This window comes from Mesorhizobium sp. L2C066B000 (genome assembly GCF_000502335.1).
Lineage (GTDB): Bacteria > Pseudomonadota > Alphaproteobacteria > Rhizobiales > Rhizobiaceae > Mesorhizobium.
The window spans coordinates 1-16,816 of record NZ_AYWZ01000031.1 but is presented as its reverse complement, the minus strand read 5'-3'; the positions used below and the strand labels follow the sequence as shown (position 1 = coordinate 16,816).

Below are 16,816 nucleotides of genomic sequence, written 5' to 3'. Positions count from 1 at the left end.
TGGGCGAGCTGCGGCCTGGTATCGAAGCTGAGATCGGAATCATTGGTTGTGAGGGCATGACCGGCTCAGCGCTTATCATGGGCGATGACCGGTCAACGCACGATTGTTACGTCCAATTAGAAGCCCGAGCCTTTGTTATCGACGCGGGCCTCTTCACCAAGGCGCTTCTGACAAGCCCAACCTTGCGAACTTTTCTGCTCCGCTACGTTCACTACTTTCACCTCCAGGCAAGCTTCACCGCGCTCAGCAATGCCCGGATGAACATNGGGCCAAGGTCTGATACGCTCAATGCGAGGAGAGGTAGTCATTCTTGATCGCGCGCGTCTAATTGCGCTGGCAGATGGGTCATATGGCAGGGCTGAAGCCGAATACGCTCGGCTAGTCGGCAAACTGCATTGATCGCAGGCGCCGCGGCGTCCGTAGCGCCGCGACGGTGATCGCCAACGAATGTGCTCGACAGGAGATGGTCGATCTCCTGCATTGGAGTCACGTAAGCCGCCTAGACAGAGCCTTCACCGCCGACGTTGCCGAGCATCGGGATCCAAGACGAAGCTGTCATGCCGGCACCGCTGCATGCGCCGCGCGAGGAACAAACCGCCCCTCGCCTTCGTTCAGGATCCCGAAGCACGATACGGCTGTGCACCACCTTCCGGCCACTCAAAGGAGACCCGAGACGACTTGGTCCGTAAAGGAGGTTTCGAAGAGCATCTGAGGCTTCGCGCGGCAGGCGATATCGAGGAGGATCTCTTGGGCGCACTGCCATCTAACCTCGATTAAACAGGCACTGATGCGCTGGCTGGAGCAATGGCGAGACTCATTGCACCAGCCAAGTTCAGGGCATGTGCAGACAACCGCTTTTGGCCCGGAACAGATCGATTGGCGGCATAGCCTTATCTTTCCCTCACAACGGGAAGGCTGTTTCGGGACTTTTCGAAATCAGCGGATCACAGGCTCGCCATGGAAGCGGCGGCGCGATGGAGGAGAAACGCCGAAGCCAACTTCCATCATCAGCCGTGGCCTGTGCGACGGCACGGTACCCATATGGAACCCGAACGGATCCTCGACGAAACCGAAACCGGCCATGCCGGTCAGCGTGACCGGACTCTGCTTGCCGTAGACGTCCAGAATCTCTTGCGCTGGATGGCCGACGACAAGCGTAAATTGGTGCTTGAGGGCGCGGCGATCATGGCTGCCGCGAACATAGATATGCGGGCCGGTCCCCTCGTCGACGGGCACCAGATAGAAAAAGAACTTCAGCATCCGCCAGTCGTCCAGGTCGAAGTGGTATTTGCCGAGCGAAGCCAGGTTCTTGTCCGCGTCCGACGCCTGGCCGGTCGGGAAGCTCCACCAGACGCGCGTCGTGATCAGCGTCGCCTGGCCGCCGAGATAGTGCGCCGCGATATCCATGAGCAGCGGATCGTTTTGGATGGCAACGGCCGACTTACAGCCCAGAATGCGCTCGAAATAATGGCCGCTGAGCAACGGACGGCCAAATCGCGCCTCAGCCTCCGCATGCTCCGCCGGCATGAACTCGAGTCGGCGATCGAAATTGCCGAAACAAGGTGTGCACCTGGCGAATGCGGCTACATCTTCAGCCACCATTGCAGGCAGGACAAGGCCGGGAAAAAGCCCATCCATCCGCAGCGCGTCGACAACGTCGTGGCAATTGACACCGGCAAACATCGTGTCCTGGGCTCTTTGCGGCCTTCGGACCGGCTTTGCACCACGCCAGTGCATTCTCCGTGCCGGCATGGTGCGCGCCAACATGAACATGGGCAGCCACGCCGGGTTCTCGCGAATATCCGACAGGTAGGTCGGAATGCGTACGGCTATGCGACGCAGCATGCTGCCGTTTCGCGCGATTGTCTCAAGGCTTGCAGCGCCGGCTTTGTCGGAGTTCATAACGGTCATCGGGGTCCTCAGGTCATGAATGCACTTATCGACGAAGTTGGGTCCCGGTGTTTCGCCGAAACCCGATTCGCCGCGGAAGAACTAGGCGCTTGCCACGTTTTGTGCAACGCACCATTGCAGTGAGAAAATGGAGGTTGCGCGTTCGTATAAGACAATCGCAACCACTCCAATTACCTCAGGAACTGTCTGTAGCCGCCGCCCATCAGGTAGCGGCCGCGTTGGATGGCGCGACGTACCTGATCGCGAAGATGGCCGCCTGGATGACGCCAATCTTCTTCGACACGGCGTCTCCCGAACAAGGCAATGGCGACCTCCTGATGAGATGCTCCCGCCAGCGAGCCATCCAAAGCCTGCAGTACAATACGCAGACGCGCTCCGCGGTGTTCCGGCGGAAAGCAAGCAGCTGACACGCGGCGGCAATCATTGATGTCGTTCAGGAACTGAAGGGCAGCGACATGGAACTTGAGGTGCTGCGGCTGAAGGATTGCGTCGACATATAGCCGCAACGGGCGGAGGACGGACGCACCGGAAACGGCGATCTGCAGACTCCGGCAGTTCTCCCTCAGCAGCACGTGCTGCATGCCCGCAGCTGTCAGCAGGATGTCCTTGCAGCATGAGAGCGAAGAAAGGTGAAGCGGTTCAAAATCGTGGTCGAGCCCCAGCGGCTCCGCGGCCGCTCGTAGAATACAGGCGCAATCGCGCGGATCCCAAAAGACCCTCGCCGATGTAGCGTCCGACTGTGGCGCGTCCGCGAAAAAGGAGGCTCCATTGTCTTAGGAAAGCTGATTCTGTCGTCAACTCAATTATCTTCATATCGGCCTGGGTTCCGACGAAGCAGGCGGACGGTGCCATTTTGGCGTGGTCGCGCTGGAATTGTGGATTGCGCCGAAGAAACTCCCAGGCCCAGCCAGTGCGTGGCAATCGTCTGGCGTAGTGATAAGCGTCCTGGCGACGCCAGTCCGGCCAGCATACAAGGCCGACCGTCGCTTCCTTGGACAAACCAGCATCCTTCATGGCACAGGTGTCCACAATGGCGCTATGCTGACGGGCCTAGAACCGGTTGCCACAGTACCGGTCCGCTCAGACGTCCCCTGCTGCGGATGCGCAAAAGGCTCGCGTGGGAAATCTCGAGAAACCCAGCCACCGCCTCCGTTTTGCCGACGCACTTGGGTTCTCCGATGCGCGACAATGGCCACGTAGCAAGGCGGAGGATCCGCTCCATGCGCGTGTCCGTCACCGTTACGATCCGGGTCAGATCCTTGGCCAAGCCGAACTCGATCATGCCCGCGAAGAGCTCGTAGGTCGCCTGAGCCAGCCCGCCCGCTGCCTTGGGCGCCGACGGAGGAAGATCGAGCGCGAAACGACTGCTCTCCCATATGTCGGTGGTCGAGGGCACGACGTCAGCACCCAGCAGCACCGGGAAGGTGTCGCGCAACATTGTGGGTCCGGTGCTGGGCAAAAGACGCACGCAACCGCGAATTCGCCAGTCGGATCCTTTGAGGAGCAGATAGACAGGCTTGAGAGCATCAAACGGATCGGATTCCATCTGGTCTTCGGTATCAACTTCCCAATCGAGCCTTTCCTTGAACACCCGAAACCTGAGCCCGTGCATCTCTTTGAGCTCGCCTGCAAAATCACTGTAAAAGTCTGGTGCTATCAGTTGCATCATGGTCGCCTCCATGTGGGATGTGTTCCCGCCATCGAAGGGCAAAGCTGACAGCGATGCAGCCTGTAGAGGTTTACAGGTATCGTGGCTGAGAATCAGGATCTCGTCAGGCCGGAGGCAGCCATTCGTGCAACGGCTTGGTTGATCGTTCGAACGCCAAACTTTGCCTTGGCGTTTTCCAGATGAAAGGTCACGGTGCGCTTTGAGACGCCGAGAAGCTGGCTAGTATCCCAAGCCGACTTGCCGCGCGCCGCCCATTTCAGGCACTCGAACTCCCGCGGGGTGAGCGTTACACCATCCACCACGCGATGATCGGCGAGCCTTCGCCGGACATGGATATGAAAGTTGATGGCCACCAGCTGCAATGCTTTTTCGTAACGTGCCAGTGACCGCAACAGAGGCGGACGGGACTCGTCGGAAGCAAAGGTCAGGGCAGCAAACCGGCCGAGATGATCATGCATGGACATCGTCAGGCCGCCGCAGATAGATCGGAAGAGCACACGTCTGAACNCCCGCGCAGGATGACCGGATCGAGACTGTGGTACCGCTGTTGCAGATAACGTGACGTCCAGGATGAAGGATAGTTTGAAATCAATTGGGGGGCGTCGCCGGAGGCTGACGGGTAGGTGAAATAGGCGAATAGCGGGAAGTCGAAGCCGGCTGCAGCGGAGGCCATTGCCTCACAGAGATCGGCAGCATCAACGCTTGCAGACAGTTGCTCGACGAAGTTCTCAAACACGCGATGCATGTGTCCTGTGCGTAACCTCCGTAACGCTCAATGCCAGGCAGAGACCTTGTTTTAGATGATCCCGGACGAATACGGCGCGTGCCGAGAACGTGGCTAATCTGTTGAACCAATCCGAAATAGTCTGACGTTGTCTATGAGCCGTGTGCCGCCGAGCCAGGCGGCGGCAAGCAACCGTGCCGGTCGATCGAGGCTTGTTATCGGGTGCAGATCTGCCTCATCGCGAAGTTCCAGGTATTCGACCTCGCGATAGCCTGCAGCCAGAATTGCTGCGCGAGATTCTGCAAGCGTTGGCAGGATGGGTGAGCCGCGCTCAAGCCGCTCAGCCGTCTTGAGCAGGACCGATGATAGCTTGGGAGCAACAGCGCGTTCCGCTGGCGAGAGCCGCACATTGCGCGATGATAGCGCAAGACCGTCGGCTTCACGGACTGTCGGACAGGCAACAATGGTGATTGGAATATCCAGATCCCGGGCCATGCGCCTGACCAGGTGAATTTGCTGAAAGTCCTTTTCGCCAAAGAAGCCGAAGTCAGCGCTGGTCTGCAGGAAGAGCTTGGCGACGACGGTCGCCACGCCGTCGAAATGCCCCGGCCGGAATGTACCGCACAGGCCTTCGCTGACACCGCAAACCGAAACGGTGGTGGCGAAGCCCGCCGGATACATCTCCTCTGCATCTGGCGCATAAAGCAGGTGCGCGCCAACCGGTGCCAGTTTGGCGGCATCCTCGTCCTCGGTGCGGGGATACGCGGCAAGATCGGCCTGGCTGTTGAATTGCTTCGGGTTGACGAAGAGCGTCACTATCACACGGTCTGCCTTCTCGAGTGCAGCGCGCACCAGGCTGAGATGGCCCTCATGCAGGACGCCCATCGTTGGCACCAGGGCTATCCTCACACCTTCGCAGCGCCATGCGGCGACGCTTTCGCGAAGCTGGTCAACGCTCCTGACGATCGGCACGCTCACGCTGCTTCTCCGCTCTTGGTGGCGTCCGTGTCGGCGGGCTTGGGCGCATCGGCAAACACGTGCTCTGCGGCGGGAAACTGGCGCTCCTTCACCTCGCGCGCATAGGAAGCGATCGCAGCCGCAGCCGCCTCCCGGAGTTCAGCATAGCGCTTGACGAACTTGGGCCGGAAGTCGCCGAAGAGGCCCAGCATGTCGTCGACGACGAGAATCTGGCCGTCACAGGCTGCCGAGGCACCGATGCCAATGGTCGGGGTCGCCACCTCCTTGGTGATCCGGCGGGCGAGCGCCTCAGGAACCTTCTCCAGAACGACCGCAAAGGCGCCCGCTTCGCCCACCGCAATTGCGTCGCGCCTGATGCGCTCGGCATCCCCGCCCCTGCCCTGTACGCGGTAGCCACCGATGGTGTTGATGGCCTGCGGCGTCAATCCGACATGGGCCATGACGGGCACGCCGCGTGCGGCGAGGAAGCCGATCGTCTCTGCCATCGCTTCGCCGCCTTCGAGCTTGACGGCCGTGCAGCCGGTCTCGGCCATGACGCGCGCGGCATTGCGGAAAGCCTGCTCTGGGCTTTCCTCGTAGGAACCGAACGGCAGGTCGACCACCATCAGCGCCTGCTTGATGCCACGGCGCACCGCCTGGCCGTGCGTGATCATCATCTCCAGCGTGACACCGAGCGTCGAGGGCAGGCCGTGGAGAACCATGCCGACGCTGTCGCCGACGAGCACCACATCACAATGGGGATCGACAAGCCGGGCGACTGGGGTGGTGTAGGCGGTAAGGCAGACGAGCGGCGTCCCACCTTTGCGCGAACGAATATCCGGCGGTGTGATCGCCCTGGTGTCACCATAAGCGCTCATGGGACCCTCCTTCCCCTACGTTACCAGCTGCGGCTGTCGCCTTTGGCACATTTTTGTGCAGGTGCGAAGAGCAAAAAAATGGCCATGCAGCTGCGGGGTGTTGACGTGCCAATTGGCACGCTTACACTAAATCGATTAAGGTGCCCCCGAGTTGGCCAAATAATGGACGATCAGGCAATAGGACTCAGGAAAGACAGAGCCGCCGACAAGGCCGACAACGTCAAAGTGGACTTGATCGCCTTTGTGGTCGCCGTAAACGGCAGTCAACCGTGTGTCCTCACCATCGGCCAGGCGGACACCTTGCCCTCCGGTCCCTTTGCGCTTGAGCACCGATCGCTGCAATCCGGCTTGAGGGGGTGGGTCGAGCAGCAAACCGGCCATCGGCTGGGGTACATTGAGCAACTCTACACGTTCGCGGATCGGGATCGCATCGGCGCCGAGCGCCAGCAGCGCGTCATCTCCATCAGCTATCTGGCATTGACGCGCAAGGAACAGGCAGCGGGCTCGCCCAAGTGCGGATGGCAGAGTTGGTATGAATATTTTCCATGGGAGGACCACCGCTCCGGCACGCCTGCGGTCGTGCTGGACGTTCTGCGGCCGCGCCTGATCGAATGGGCAAACGGGGTTGGCGATTCGGCCACGCGACGTGAACGCTGGCAGCGGGCGACGATAGCCTTTGGCTTCGACGACCGCCTTTGGAACGAGGAACTCACGCTTCAACGCTATGAGTTAGTCTACGAAGCAGGCCTGGTCCAAGAGGCCGTAAGAGGGCGGGACGCAGGACCCCCGCCGCTGGTGCCCAGCAAGTCCATGGTCGCCGATCATCGCCGCATCGTGGCGACCGGCATTGCGCGGCTGCGCTCCAAGATCAAATACCGCCCAGTCGTCTTTGAGCTGATGCCGCCGGTCTTCACGCTTTTGCAGCTGCAGCGAACCGTGGAGGCGCTCGCCGGCAGGCTCATCCACAAGCCGAACTTTCGCCGACTGATCGAACAGCAGGAGCTGGTCGAGGAGACCGGAGAGGCCACCACTGAGACCGGCGGCCGGCCAGCGAAGCTTTTCCGTTTCCGCCACGCCGTTCTCGACGATAGGCTCATCGCCGGGACAAAATTGCCGCTGGCGCGGGGTTGACATCCCTTATACTCACAGCAAGTATATGCTGGTTATTTTCAGTTAGAGTATAAGCGGGAGGGGGTCGATGGGCGCCATGCTGCCTACGGCCGCGTTGCTCTACGAGCGCGTCCGACGAGTGATCCCGCCGATTGAATGGCCGGCTTTCGCCGAGGATATCGAGGCGATCCTTGCGCTGAAGCGCGAGCGCAACGCGATCATCCTGGCGCACAATTATCAGACGCCCGAGATCTTCCACTGCGTGGCCGACATCGTCGGCGACAGCTTGGCACTAGCCCGCACGGCTGCGACGGTCGAGGCGCAAGTCATCGTGCTGGCCGGCGTCCATTTCATGGCCGAAACGGCCAAGCTCCTTAATCCGGGCAAGACCGTGCTCATTCCGGATCTCAGCGCCGGTTGCTCGTTGGCTGACTCAATCACGGCAGAAGACGTGCGCTTGATGCGCCAGCGTTATCCCGGCGTTCCGATCATCACTTATGTAAATACGTCCGCCGGAGTGAAGGCCGAGTCGGATATCTGCTGTACATCCGGCAACGCCAAGGCGGTCGTCGAATCCCTTGGGGTTCCCCGGGTGATCATGTTGCCGGACGAATATCTGGCCCAGAATATCGCCGCCCAGACAGATGTGCAGATCATCGCCTGGAAAGGGCGTTGTGAGGTGCATGAGCGCTTTTCACCGGCCGACATCCGCGAGTTGCGCGAAAGCCATCCCGGCGTGGTCGTGCTCGCCCATCCCGAATGCCCGCCCGACGTCGTGGCTGAAGCCGATTTTTCCGGCTCGACGGCTGCCATGTCCGACTATGTCGAAAGGCAAAGGCCGCCACGTGTCGTGCTGATGACGGAATGCTCAATGAGCGACAACGTCGCGTTAGCGCACCCAGAGGTCGAGTTCATCCGGCCCTGCAATTTGTGCCCGCACATGAAGCGGATCACGCTTGCCAACATCCGCACCGCGCTCGAGCAGAACCACCATGTCGTAACCGTCGAAACCGGGATCGCCGGGCGCGCGCGGCTAGCGGTCGAACGGATGTTGGCAGTTTGAGCGCCGACCTCCGCAGCTTCTTCGGGCGGCCCATCATCATCGGCGGCGGCATCGCCGGACTGATGACCGCGCTTCAACTGTCGCCGGAGCCGGTGCTTCTTCTGTCAAGGTCGCTGCTGGGAGCTGACAACTCGAGCAACTGGGCCCAGGGGGGCCTGGCTGCAAGTTTCGGCGAAGACGACGATCCGGCAATGCACCTGGCCGATACGGTTGCCGCCGGGGATGGTCTCTGCGACAGAGACGTGGCGAGCCGCATCCTCCAAGCCGCGCCCAAGGCCATAGAGGGGCTTGCGGGCTTTGGGGTTCGCTTTGACCGCACGCCGGAAGGATCACTGTGCCTCGGATTGGAGGCCGCACACAGCCGACGTCGCATCGTTCATGCGCATGGGGACGGCACCGGGCGTGAGATCATGCGTGCGCTGATCGCGGCTGTGCGTTCCACTCCGTCGATAGTTGTCGTGGAGGGCGTGGAAGCGCGCCGGCTCGCAGTGCGAGAGAATGCGATCCGAGGCGTCTGGGCGAGCTGTTCGATCGCACCTTTCTTCTTCGGCTCACGGCGGGTGGTTCTCGCCACCGGTGGCATCGGGGGACTGTTTCTCGACACCACGAACCCTTGGGGCAGTTGCGGACAAGGCCTTGCGCTTGCAGCCCGCGCTGGAGCTGTCCTAGCCGACCTCGAATTCATTCAGTTCCACCCGACCGCGCTTGACGGCCCAGAACGCCCTATGGCGCTGGTCAGCGAGGCTGTGCGAGGCGAAGGTGCTGCCCTGATCGATGAAACCGGCCAGGCTTTTCTCCAGAGCGTGCCCGGGGCGGAACTTGCGCCTCGCGATGTCTTGGCCCGCGCCGTGTGGAACCATCTTGCGGACGGCCACCATGTTTTTCTCGATGCCCGACAACGGCCAGGCCCGGCATTCGCTCGACATTTCCCGACAATCGCATCAGCCTGCCTTGGAGCGGGCATCAATCCCGCGCGCGATCTCATCCCCATTCGTCCGGCCCAACACTACCACATGGGTGGCGTTGCCGTGGACAGCTCGGGCAGGACCTCCGTCAAGGGGCTGTGGGCCTGCGGCGAAGTCGCTTCGACAGGACTGCATGGCGCCAACAGGCTCGCCAGCAATTCCTTGACGGAGGCAATCGTGTGCGCCCGCTGGGTCGCTGAAAGCGTCGCCGGAACGCCTGCGCGCAGAACAAGGCCTGCGTTTGCGAACGTTTACCCACCGCCCGCTCCGATAGCCGTGCGCGTTTTTCTGTCGCGCGCACTCGGCATCGTCCGGGATGGTCAAGCGTTGAAAGCAGCCGCGCGTGCCTTATTGCCGCTCGCCGAAAGCAAGGATGCGGTCTCGGATCCGGCGGCTGTCGGGCTAATGATTGCTGTTGCCGCCTTGTTGCGCGAAGAAAGCCGCGGCGCTCATTACCGGACAGATTTTCCTCATCATGCGACTGCCGCCCGACGGTCCGAAATCACGCTCGAAGCCGCCTTGGCGGCTGCGCGGGAACTCGGACACTCGCCAAGCTCCGAAGGTGCAAAGGGATGATGCTCTCACCGCTCCCCACGGTCCTGCTTGAGCCGCTTGTACGGGCATCTCTTCTTGAAGACCTTGGCAGAGCCGGCGACTTGACCACGGACGCCATCGTCCCGAAGGAATGCCAAGCGGGAACCGTGTTGGTGGCGCGACAGTCCGGAGTTGTCGCCGGCATCGATCTGGCGATGCTCGCTTTCGGCTTGATTGATCCTGGTGTCGAAATCTCCGTGGAGCGGGCAGACGGCTGCAATGTCGTGGATGGAGAGGTCATTGCATCAGTGGTTGGCCCGGCCCGGGCCATTCTCACAGCCGAAAGGACGGCACTCAATTTTTTATGCCATCTGAGCGGCATCGCCACAGCAACGGCATCGATGGTCGCTGCGGTTCGTGGATATGGCGCGAAGATCGTCTGCACCCGCAAGACGACGCCCGGATTGCGGGCAGTCGAAAAGTATGCCGTGCGCGCAGGTGGCGGGTCCAATCACCGCTTCGGCCTGGACGATGCAATTTTGATCAAGGACAACCACATCGCCATCGCAGGCGGCGTCCGGCCAGCGCTCGAGCGAGCACGAAGAGCGGCCGGTCATCTCGTCAAGATCGAAGTCGAGGTCGATACTCTGGCCCAGTTGGAGGAGGTACTTGGCTTCGCTCCCGATGCGGTTCTGCTCGACAACATGTCCCTCCCCGATCTTCGCCGCGCCGTCGCAATGGTCGGTGGCCGCGCTATCACCGAGGCTTCTGGCGGGATCACGTCGCATACAGCGCGAGCGGTTGCCGCGACCGGCGTTGATCTGATTTCGGTCGGCCGACTCATCCACAGCGCGCCGATCCTGGATATCGGCCTCGACCATCGGGGCTCATGATTGTCTGAGTAACGAACAGGATTGGGTAAACTGTCCTTTCCGATCATCATAGTCAGATAGCAAAGACCCGCAAGACAGACCGGAGGAACAGCATGGAGATGCAAACGGCAAGTTCAACGCACACACCGCCACAGGCCAAATCTCTTGACCCCCCTGACCCTGGAGCGTGGACCTTGGAGAAGGCTCAGGCACTTTACCATGCCCCCTTCAACAATCTCCTCTTCCTGGCGCAAACGGTGCACCGCCAGAATTTCGATCCAAACAAGGTCCAGCTCAGCCGGCTGCTCAGCATCAAGACCGGAGGATGCCCGGAGGATTGTGGCTATTGCAGCCAGTCGGCGCGTCACGAAACCGGGTTGGAGGCGTCCAAGCTGATGGATGTCAGGCGCGTCATCGCCGAAGCGACCAAGGCGCGTGATGCCGGCGCCACCCGTTATTGCATGGGCGCGGCCTGGCGAAACCCCAAGGCGCGCGACATGGATGCGGTGGTGGCGATGGTCGAAGGCGTCAAGGCGCTGGGCCTGGAGACCTGCATGACACTCGGCATGCTCGATCTTGAGCAAGCCGCTCGACTGAAGCAGGCGGGCCTCGACTACTACAACCACAACATCGATACGTCAGAACGCTACTATAGCGAGATCATCGGTACGCGGAGCTTTGCCGAGCGGCTCGAGACGCTTGACCACGTTCGCAAATCCGGCATCAAGGTCTGCTGTGGAGGCATTGTCGGCATGGGCGAGGAGCCGGTGGACCGGATCGACATGCTGGTGACGCTGGCCAATCTGCCGGAACATCCGCAGAGCGTTCCGATCAACATGCTGATCCCGATCGCCGGTACGCCGCTTGCAGACGCCAAGCCCATTGAGCCGATCGAATTCGTGCGCGTGATCGCGCTGGCGCGCATCATGATGCCGAAATCGCATGTCCGTCTGTCCGCCGGCCGCACCGCGATGACTGACGAGATGCAGGCGCTGTGCTTTTTTGCCGGCGCCAACTCGATCTTCTTCGGCGACACGCTGCTGACGGCGGACAATCCCGGTGAGGACAAGGATACCCTGCTGTTCCGGCGCCTTGGCATCGATCCGATGGAACTTGAGGCGCAATGAACGGGGCGCCGCTTGCCCGTTATGATGCGACCTTGCAGGGGCTAGCGCGCAAGGACCGGCTGCGGACGCTTTCGCCCCGCGCCGGGCTGGACTTCTCGTCGAACGACTATCTCGGGCTGGCCGCGTCCAGAAGACTTGGCGATGCGGTTGTGGCGGCGATTGCGCGGGGCACGCCGGTTGGCGCCACCGGGTCGCGGCTGTTGCGCGGCAATGCACCGGAACACGAGCAGCTCGAGGCAGACGCGGCGGCATTCTTTGGAGCCGACCGCGCGCTGTTCTTCGGCAGCGGCTACATCGCCAACTTCGCTCTGCTGAGCGCCCTGCCGCAGAAGGGCGATCTTTTGGTTGTCGATGAGCTCGCCCATGCCAGCATGCATGAGGGTGCGCAGGCCGGGCGCGCACAGTTCGTGCTGGCCGCGCACAACGACGCCACCGCTGTCGAGGATGCGATTACACGTTGGCGCGTCGCAGGCGGCATGGGATGCGTCTGGATCGCGGTGGAAAGCCTTTACAGCATGGATGGCGACTGCGCGCCTTTGGAGAGCCTGGTCGCACTTGCCGATCGGCACGGCGCATTCATCGTCATTGATGAGGCGCATGCCACCGGCGTCTGGGGACCGGATGGCCGGGGGCTTGCCGCCGCTTTCGAGGGCCGCGACAACATCATAGCGCTCCACACCTGCGGCAAGGCGCTCGGCGCATCTGGTGGGCTCGTCACCGGGCCGAGGGCACTGTGCGAATATCTGATCAACCGTTGCCGGCCATTCATCTACGCAACCGCGCCATCGCCACTGATGGCGGTCGTGGCGCGCGAGGCACTCGCAATGCTCGCCGACGAGCCTATGCGGCGTGTTCAGCTGCATGAACGCGTCGCCAGCGCCGGCCGGTTGGTCAATCGCTGGGGTGTGACACCAAGTGGCTCTCAGATCCAGCCCTTAGTAATCGGCGATGTCAGGCGCACCATGGCAGTGGCGGCGCGCCTGCAGGCCCGCGGCTTCGACATACGCGGCGTTCGTCCTCCGACCGTGCCCGAGGGCACGTCGCGGCTGCGCATCTCACTGACGCTCAATATTGGCGAAGCCGACATTTCCGCCATGGTCGAGGCGCTGGTCGAGGTGTTGGCCGAAACATCACCGGAGGCGATATGACCCAACGCATCGTCATCACCGGAACGGATACCGGAGTTGGCAAGACCGTGTTTGCGGCTGGGCTCGCCGGTTTGCTGGACGGCTTTTACTGGAAACCGGTGCAATCGGGCCTCGACGGCGAGACCGACAGCGAGGTTGTCGCGCGGCTTGCCGGCTTGCCCTCAGAGCGCGTGCTGCCGGAAGCCTACCGCTTGCGGAGCCCGCTGTCGCCGCATCGTTCGGCCGAGATCGACGGCGTGGCGATCAAGGCTGCCGATCTTGCTTTTCCCGTCCTACCGACGCCGCTCGTCATCGAAGGCTCCGGCGGCCTAATGGTGCCGCTCAACCGGCGCACAAGGTTAATCGACATCTTCGCTGAATGGCGGCTGCCCGTTATTCTGTGCGCCCGCACCACACTCGGCACCATCAACCACACCTTGCTATCGGTCGAGGCGCTCCGCGCCCGCTCCATCCCGTTGGCGGGCATCGCTTTCATCGGCGATGAGATGGCCGATACGCAACGGACCATCGTGGAATTCAGCGGTGCCCCGCAGCTCGGCAGGCTGCCGCACCTCGATGTGCTGACGGGGAAAACACTGAGGGACGCAATGGTTGCCGGCTTCGCCTTCGCCTCGATTACTGGAGGTGACTGATGTCGCAGTCTCATGTGTGGCATCCCTTCACCCAGCACGCACTCGAGCCTGCGATCCCAGAAATCGTCCTGACTGAGGGCGCCTATCTCCACAGGGCCGACGGCGCCCGCATCCTGGACGCCATCTCCTCCTGGTGGGTCGTCACACATGGCCACCGCCATCCCCGCATCATGAAGGCAATCGAGACAACCGCGTCGAGCCTCGACCAGATTATCTTTGCGGGCTTCACGCACGAGCCGGCAGAGCGCTTGGCCAAGGCGCTTGTCGGCCTCGCTCCCGCTGGACTCGACTGGGTGTTCTATTCCGACAGTGGCTCGACCTCAGTCGAAGTCGCGCTGAAGATGGCGCTCGGTTATTTCCGCAACATCGGCGCGCCGCGCTCGCGCATCGTCGTCATGGAGCACAGCTATCATGGTGACACGATTGGAACGATGAGCGTCGGTGCGCGTGGCGTGTTCAACGCCGCCTATGAACCCTTGCTGTTCGAGGTCGACATCATCCCCTTTCCGGCCGCGGGGCACGAGCAGGAGACGCTGGATCGTTTCGAGGCTGTGACCCGCGATCGACGAGCCGCAGCCTTGATCGTCGAGCCGCTGGTGCTGGGCGCCGGCGGCATGCTGATGTATCCAGCATCGGTTCTGGCCGAATTGAAGAAGATCACTGAGGCCTCCGGCTCGCTGCTGATCGCCGACGAGGTGATGACCGGCTGGGGACGCACCGGAACCATGTTCGCCTGCGAGCAGGCATCGATTTCTCCAGATATCCTGTGCACCTCCAAAGGCTTGACCGGCGGCACCATCCCGCTGGCCGTAACGCTTGTCACCGATGCCATCTTCCGGGCGCACTATTCCGAGGACCGGAAGAAGACGTTTTTCCATTCGAGCTCCTACACCGCCAATCCGATTGCCTGTGCGGCAGCACTCGCCAATGTCGAGATCTGGCGCGACGAGCCAGTGGCCGGGCGGATCACGGCCTTGAGCGTGATGCAGGCCGTCGGGCTGCAACGCTTTCGGGACAATCCATATTTTGCCGACTGTCGAGCCACGGGAACGATCGCGGCGCTCGACCTGCGAACCGGTTCAGCAGGTTATCTCGCCGAGATTGGTCCGAAGCTGCGCGCTTTCTTCCTCGAGCGCGGCCTACTTGTGCGCCCGCTCGGCAATGTCCTCTACCTTCTGCCACCCTATTGCATCGCAGGCGACGAGCTCGAACGACTCTATGACGCCATCGAGGAGGCCGGGGAACGCTTCGGGTCAAGGCCATGAGCAAGTCGTCGCGCATTCTCGGACTTGGCCATCACGTGCCTGGGCGCAAGGTGGCCAATGCCGAGATCGAGAGCAATCTCGGCCTCGAGCCGGGCTGGATCGAAAGGCGTACCGGAATCCGTTCGCGCTTCTGGGCAACGGACGAAGACACGCTGTCGGGTCTTGCCACCCGGGCTGGCGACATGGCGCTGGTGAACGCCGGTATTGCGCGCCACGACATCGGTCTGCTGTTGCTTGCCACCTCGACGCCCGACCATCTTCTGCCGCCAAGCGCGCCGCTGGTCGCACACAAGCTTGGCCTTGGCCGCGCAGGCGCGGTCGATCTGACCGGCGCCTGCGCCGGCTTCATCTATGCGCTCATGTTTGCGGACGGGTTCACCCGCCTGCATGGCAAACCAGCGCTGGTCATCGCCGCCAACATCCTCAGCCGCCGCATCAATCCAGCCGAGCGCGCGAGCTCAGTCTTGTTCGCCGATGCCGCCGGCGCCCTGGTGATCGGTCAGTGCGATGATGCTGATCGGGGCATTCTCGGTGCCTCGGTGGCTTCGGACGGCTCGCGCTACGGGCTGATCCAGATTCCCGCAGGAGGAAGCAACACGCCGTTCCATGGCGACCTCGACCTCGGGCAGACCCGGATGACGATGACCGACGGGCCCGAAGTGTTCGCAAAGGCCGTCGAGATGATGACCGATTGCTCGACAGCCGCGCTAGCCACTGCGGGAGTGCGGCCACACAATGTCGGCCGGTTTGTGCCGCATCAGGCCAATACTCGGATTTTCGGCGCGGTCGGAAGAAACCTCGGCATTGCGGACCAAGCAATTGTCAAGACGATTGCCGAATACGGCAACTCTTCGGCCGCGACGGTCCCGCTGTCGCTCTCGCTCGCCAACCAGATGAAGCCATTCCAGCCAGGAGAGAAAATCCTTCTGGCGGCGGCGGGTGCGGGTCTCAGCGGCGGCGCTCTCGTGGTTGGAATCTAGCCGGCCGGCTCACGCGCGCAGGATTGGTCATGATCGGCAATAGGAGCAACAGAACCAATGCCAAAAAATGGCCTTCTGAAGCTCGACATGACCAAGCTGACGCAGCACGACCCGTGCGAGCCTCTGGATGAGTTCAAATGCAACACCCGTTGCACCAATCGTACCATCTGAATAAAGCTCAATTACAAAGGGTGAGCCGCCCCATATATGTCGGATACCCGACATTGTTCACATAAAAGGCTCGATGCTTACACGCTCTTTGCTGCCTGCTCTTTGCTGTCTTCTCTTTTCTCTTTGCTCTTTGCTCTTCCGTCTTGACTAGCAGGAGCCTGCGGCTTATCTCATTGCCGCGTTAGCACTCGCTTCGGCTGAGTGCTAGGCATGCTCCGGCAACGGAGCACCGTTCAACATCCGCACCAAGGAAATCCAAAAATGGCAAAGTCGAATTTCCGGCCGCTGCATGACCGCGTGGTCGTACGCCGGGTCGAATCCGAATCCAAGACCGCCGGCGGGATCATCATCCCGGATACGGCNAACGTCGTCATCGACAAGTCGTTCGGCGCACCGCGCATCACCAAGGACGGCGTCACCGTCGCCAAGGAAATCGAACTTTCCGACAAGTTCGAAAACATGGGCGCGCAGATGATCCGCGAAGTTGCTTCGAAGACCAACGACATCGCCGGTGATGGCACCACGACCGCGACCGTTCTGGCGCAGTCGATCGTCCAGGAAGGTAACAAGGCGGTTGCCGCCGGCATGAACCCGATGGACCTGAAGCGCGGCATCGACCTGGCCGTGACCGAAGTGGTCGCGGCTCTCGGCAACGCTGCCAAGAAGATCAAGACCTCCGAGGAAGTTGCCCAGGTCGGCACGATCGCCGGCAATGGCGACGAGTCGGTCGGCAAGATGATCGCCGAAGCGATGCAGAAGGTCGGCAATGAAGGCGTCATCACGGTTGAAGAAGCCAAGACCGCCGAGACC

At 61.7% G+C, this 16,816-nt stretch carries 15 protein-coding genes and 2 pseudogenes; 11 read left to right on the top strand and 6 right to left on the bottom strand.

What is annotated here, in order from left to right:
* Window positions 1–936 precede the first annotated feature (936 nt).
* From X733_RS137070 to panB, 6 genes are all read right to left on the bottom strand, one after another.
* Window positions 937–1,911 (bottom strand): hypothetical protein, encoded by a 975-nt coding sequence (locus tag X733_RS137070; protein WP_023707029.1) that lies wholly within the window; start codon window positions 1,909–1,911, stop codon window positions 937–939.
* Window positions 1,912–2,081: 170 nt separating this feature from the next.
* Window positions 2,082–2,492: a DUF2285 domain-containing protein gene (locus tag X733_RS137075; RefSeq protein WP_023673629.1), complete on the bottom strand. Its 411-nt coding sequence runs from the start codon at window positions 2,490–2,492 to the stop codon at window positions 2,082–2,084.
* Window positions 2,493–2,947: 455 nt separating this feature from the next.
* Window positions 2,948–3,580, bottom strand: a complete 633-nt coding sequence (locus tag X733_RS137080; protein ID WP_023707030.1) for an acyl-homoserine-lactone synthase — start codon at window positions 3,578–3,580, stop codon at window positions 2,948–2,950.
* A gap of 92 nt (window positions 3,581–3,672) precedes the next feature.
* Entirely contained in the window at window positions 3,673–3,879 is a 207-nt protein-coding gene (locus X733_RS1000000171365; protein ID WP_245265633.1) for a helix-turn-helix transcriptional regulator, read from the bottom strand.
* 539 nt (window positions 3,880–4,418) lie between these two features.
* Window positions 4,419–5,282: a pantoate--beta-alanine ligase gene (panC, locus tag X733_RS137085; RefSeq protein ID WP_023740408.1), complete on the bottom strand. Its 864-nt coding sequence runs from the start codon at window positions 5,280–5,282 to the stop codon at window positions 4,419–4,421.
* The gene (gene panB / locus X733_RS137090; protein ID WP_023707031.1) at window positions 5,279–6,139 is read right to left on the bottom strand and encodes a 3-methyl-2-oxobutanoate hydroxymethyltransferase; all 861 of its coding nucleotides are present in this window, start codon (window positions 6,137–6,139) and stop codon (window positions 5,279–5,281) included. The genes panC and panB overlap by 4 nt, the downstream gene beginning before the upstream one ends.
* Before the next feature lie 162 nt (window positions 6,140–6,301).
* Between panB and X733_RS137095 the strand changes: the two genes are divergently transcribed.
* The 11 genes and pseudogenes from X733_RS137095 to X733_RS0136230 all read left to right on the top strand — a co-directional run.
* Entirely contained in the window at window positions 6,302–7,270 is a 969-nt protein-coding gene (locus tag X733_RS137095) for a membrane protein (RefSeq protein ID WP_023820361.1), read from the top strand.
* 67 nt (window positions 7,271–7,337) lie between these two features.
* Window positions 7,338–8,312 (top strand): quinolinate synthase NadA, encoded by a 975-nt coding sequence (gene nadA / locus X733_RS137100; protein ID WP_023820360.1) that lies wholly within the window; start codon window positions 7,338–7,340, stop codon window positions 8,310–8,312.
* A complete protein-coding gene (locus tag X733_RS137105) occupies window positions 8,309–9,853 on the top strand; it encodes an L-aspartate oxidase (protein WP_023820359.1) in 1,545 nt (514 codons plus the stop codon). Before nadA ends, X733_RS137105 begins: the two co-directional genes overlap by 4 nt.
* Window positions 9,850–10,704 carry a carboxylating nicotinate-nucleotide diphosphorylase gene (nadC, locus tag X733_RS137110; RefSeq protein WP_023673637.1) on the top strand — a complete coding sequence of 285 codons (855 nt, stop codon included), beginning with the start codon at window positions 9,850–9,852 and terminating at the stop codon, window positions 10,702–10,704. The genes X733_RS137105 and nadC overlap by 4 nt, the downstream gene beginning before the upstream one ends.
* 92 nt (window positions 10,705–10,796) lie before the next feature.
* Complete coding sequence (gene bioB, locus X733_RS137115) at window positions 10,797–11,810, top strand: biotin synthase BioB (protein WP_031194288.1); 1,014 nt, start codon at window positions 10,797–10,799, stop codon at window positions 11,808–11,810.
* Window positions 11,807–12,958 (top strand): 8-amino-7-oxononanoate synthase, encoded by a 1,152-nt coding sequence (locus tag X733_RS137120; RefSeq protein WP_023673639.1) that lies wholly within the window; start codon window positions 11,807–11,809, stop codon window positions 12,956–12,958. Before bioB ends, X733_RS137120 begins: the two co-directional genes overlap by 4 nt.
* On the top strand, window positions 12,955–13,590 hold the full coding sequence (bioD, locus tag X733_RS137125; protein WP_023673640.1) for a dethiobiotin synthase: 636 nt from the start codon (window positions 12,955–12,957) through the stop codon (window positions 13,588–13,590). The genes X733_RS137120 and bioD overlap by 4 nt, the downstream gene beginning before the upstream one ends.
* Window positions 13,590–14,855, top strand: a complete 1,266-nt coding sequence (locus X733_RS137130) for an adenosylmethionine--8-amino-7-oxononanoate transaminase (protein ID WP_023673641.1) — start codon at window positions 13,590–13,592, stop codon at window positions 14,853–14,855. Before bioD ends, X733_RS137130 begins: the two co-directional genes overlap by 1 nt.
* Complete coding sequence (locus tag X733_RS137135) at window positions 14,852–15,835, top strand: beta-ketoacyl-ACP synthase III (protein ID WP_023685574.1); 984 nt, start codon at window positions 14,852–14,854, stop codon at window positions 15,833–15,835. The genes X733_RS137130 and X733_RS137135 overlap by 4 nt, the downstream gene beginning before the upstream one ends.
* Before the next feature lie 381 nt (window positions 15,836–16,216).
* A pseudogene (locus X733_RS1000000171560) lies at window positions 16,217–16,330 on the top strand (hypothetical protein); the annotation flags it as partial.
* A gap of 39 nt (window positions 16,331–16,369) precedes the next feature.
* Window positions 16,370–16,816 (top strand): annotated as a pseudogene (locus tag X733_RS0136230) (TCP-1/cpn60 chaperonin family protein); the annotation flags it as partial.

Bases quoted from the DNA above. Each gene is read 5' to 3' on its own strand.
- X733_RS137075 (WP_023673629.1), bottom strand. From the start codon at position 2,492: ATGCAGCACGTGCTGCTGAGGGAGAACTGCCGGAGTCTGCAGATCGCC.
- X733_RS137130 (WP_023673641.1), top strand. From the start codon at position 13,590: ATGTCGCAGTCTCATGTGTGGCATCCCTTCACCCAGCACGCACTCGAG.
- bioD (WP_023673640.1), top strand. From the start codon at position 12,955: ATGACCCAACGCATCGTCATCACCGGAACGGATACCGGAGTTGGCAAG.
- X733_RS137120 (WP_023673639.1), top strand. From the start codon at position 11,807: ATGAACGGGGCGCCGCTTGCCCGTTATGATGCGACCTTGCAGGGGCTA.
- X733_RS137080 (WP_023707030.1), bottom strand. From the start codon at position 3,580: ATGATGCAACTGATAGCACCAGACTTTTACAGTGATTTTGCAGGCGAG.
- X733_RS137070 (WP_023707029.1), bottom strand. From the start codon at position 1,911: ATGACCGTTATGAACTCCGACAAAGCCGGCGCTGCAAGCCTTGAGACA.
- nadC (WP_023673637.1), top strand. From the start codon at position 9,850: ATGATGCTCTCACCGCTCCCCACGGTCCTGCTTGAGCCGCTTGTACGG.
- panB (WP_023707031.1), bottom strand. From the start codon at position 6,139: ATGAGCGCTTATGGTGACACCAGGGCGATCACACCGCCGGATATTCGT.
- nadA (WP_023820360.1), top strand. From the start codon at position 7,338: ATGGGCGCCATGCTGCCTACGGCCGCGTTGCTCTACGAGCGCGTCCGA.
- bioB (WP_031194288.1), top strand. From the start codon at position 10,797: ATGGAGATGCAAACGGCAAGTTCAACGCACACACCGCCACAGGCCAAA.
- X733_RS137135 (WP_023685574.1), top strand. From the start codon at position 14,852: ATGAGCAAGTCGTCGCGCATTCTCGGACTTGGCCATCACGTGCCTGGG.
- X733_RS137095 (WP_023820361.1), top strand. From the start codon at position 6,302: ATGGACGATCAGGCAATAGGACTCAGGAAAGACAGAGCCGCCGACAAG.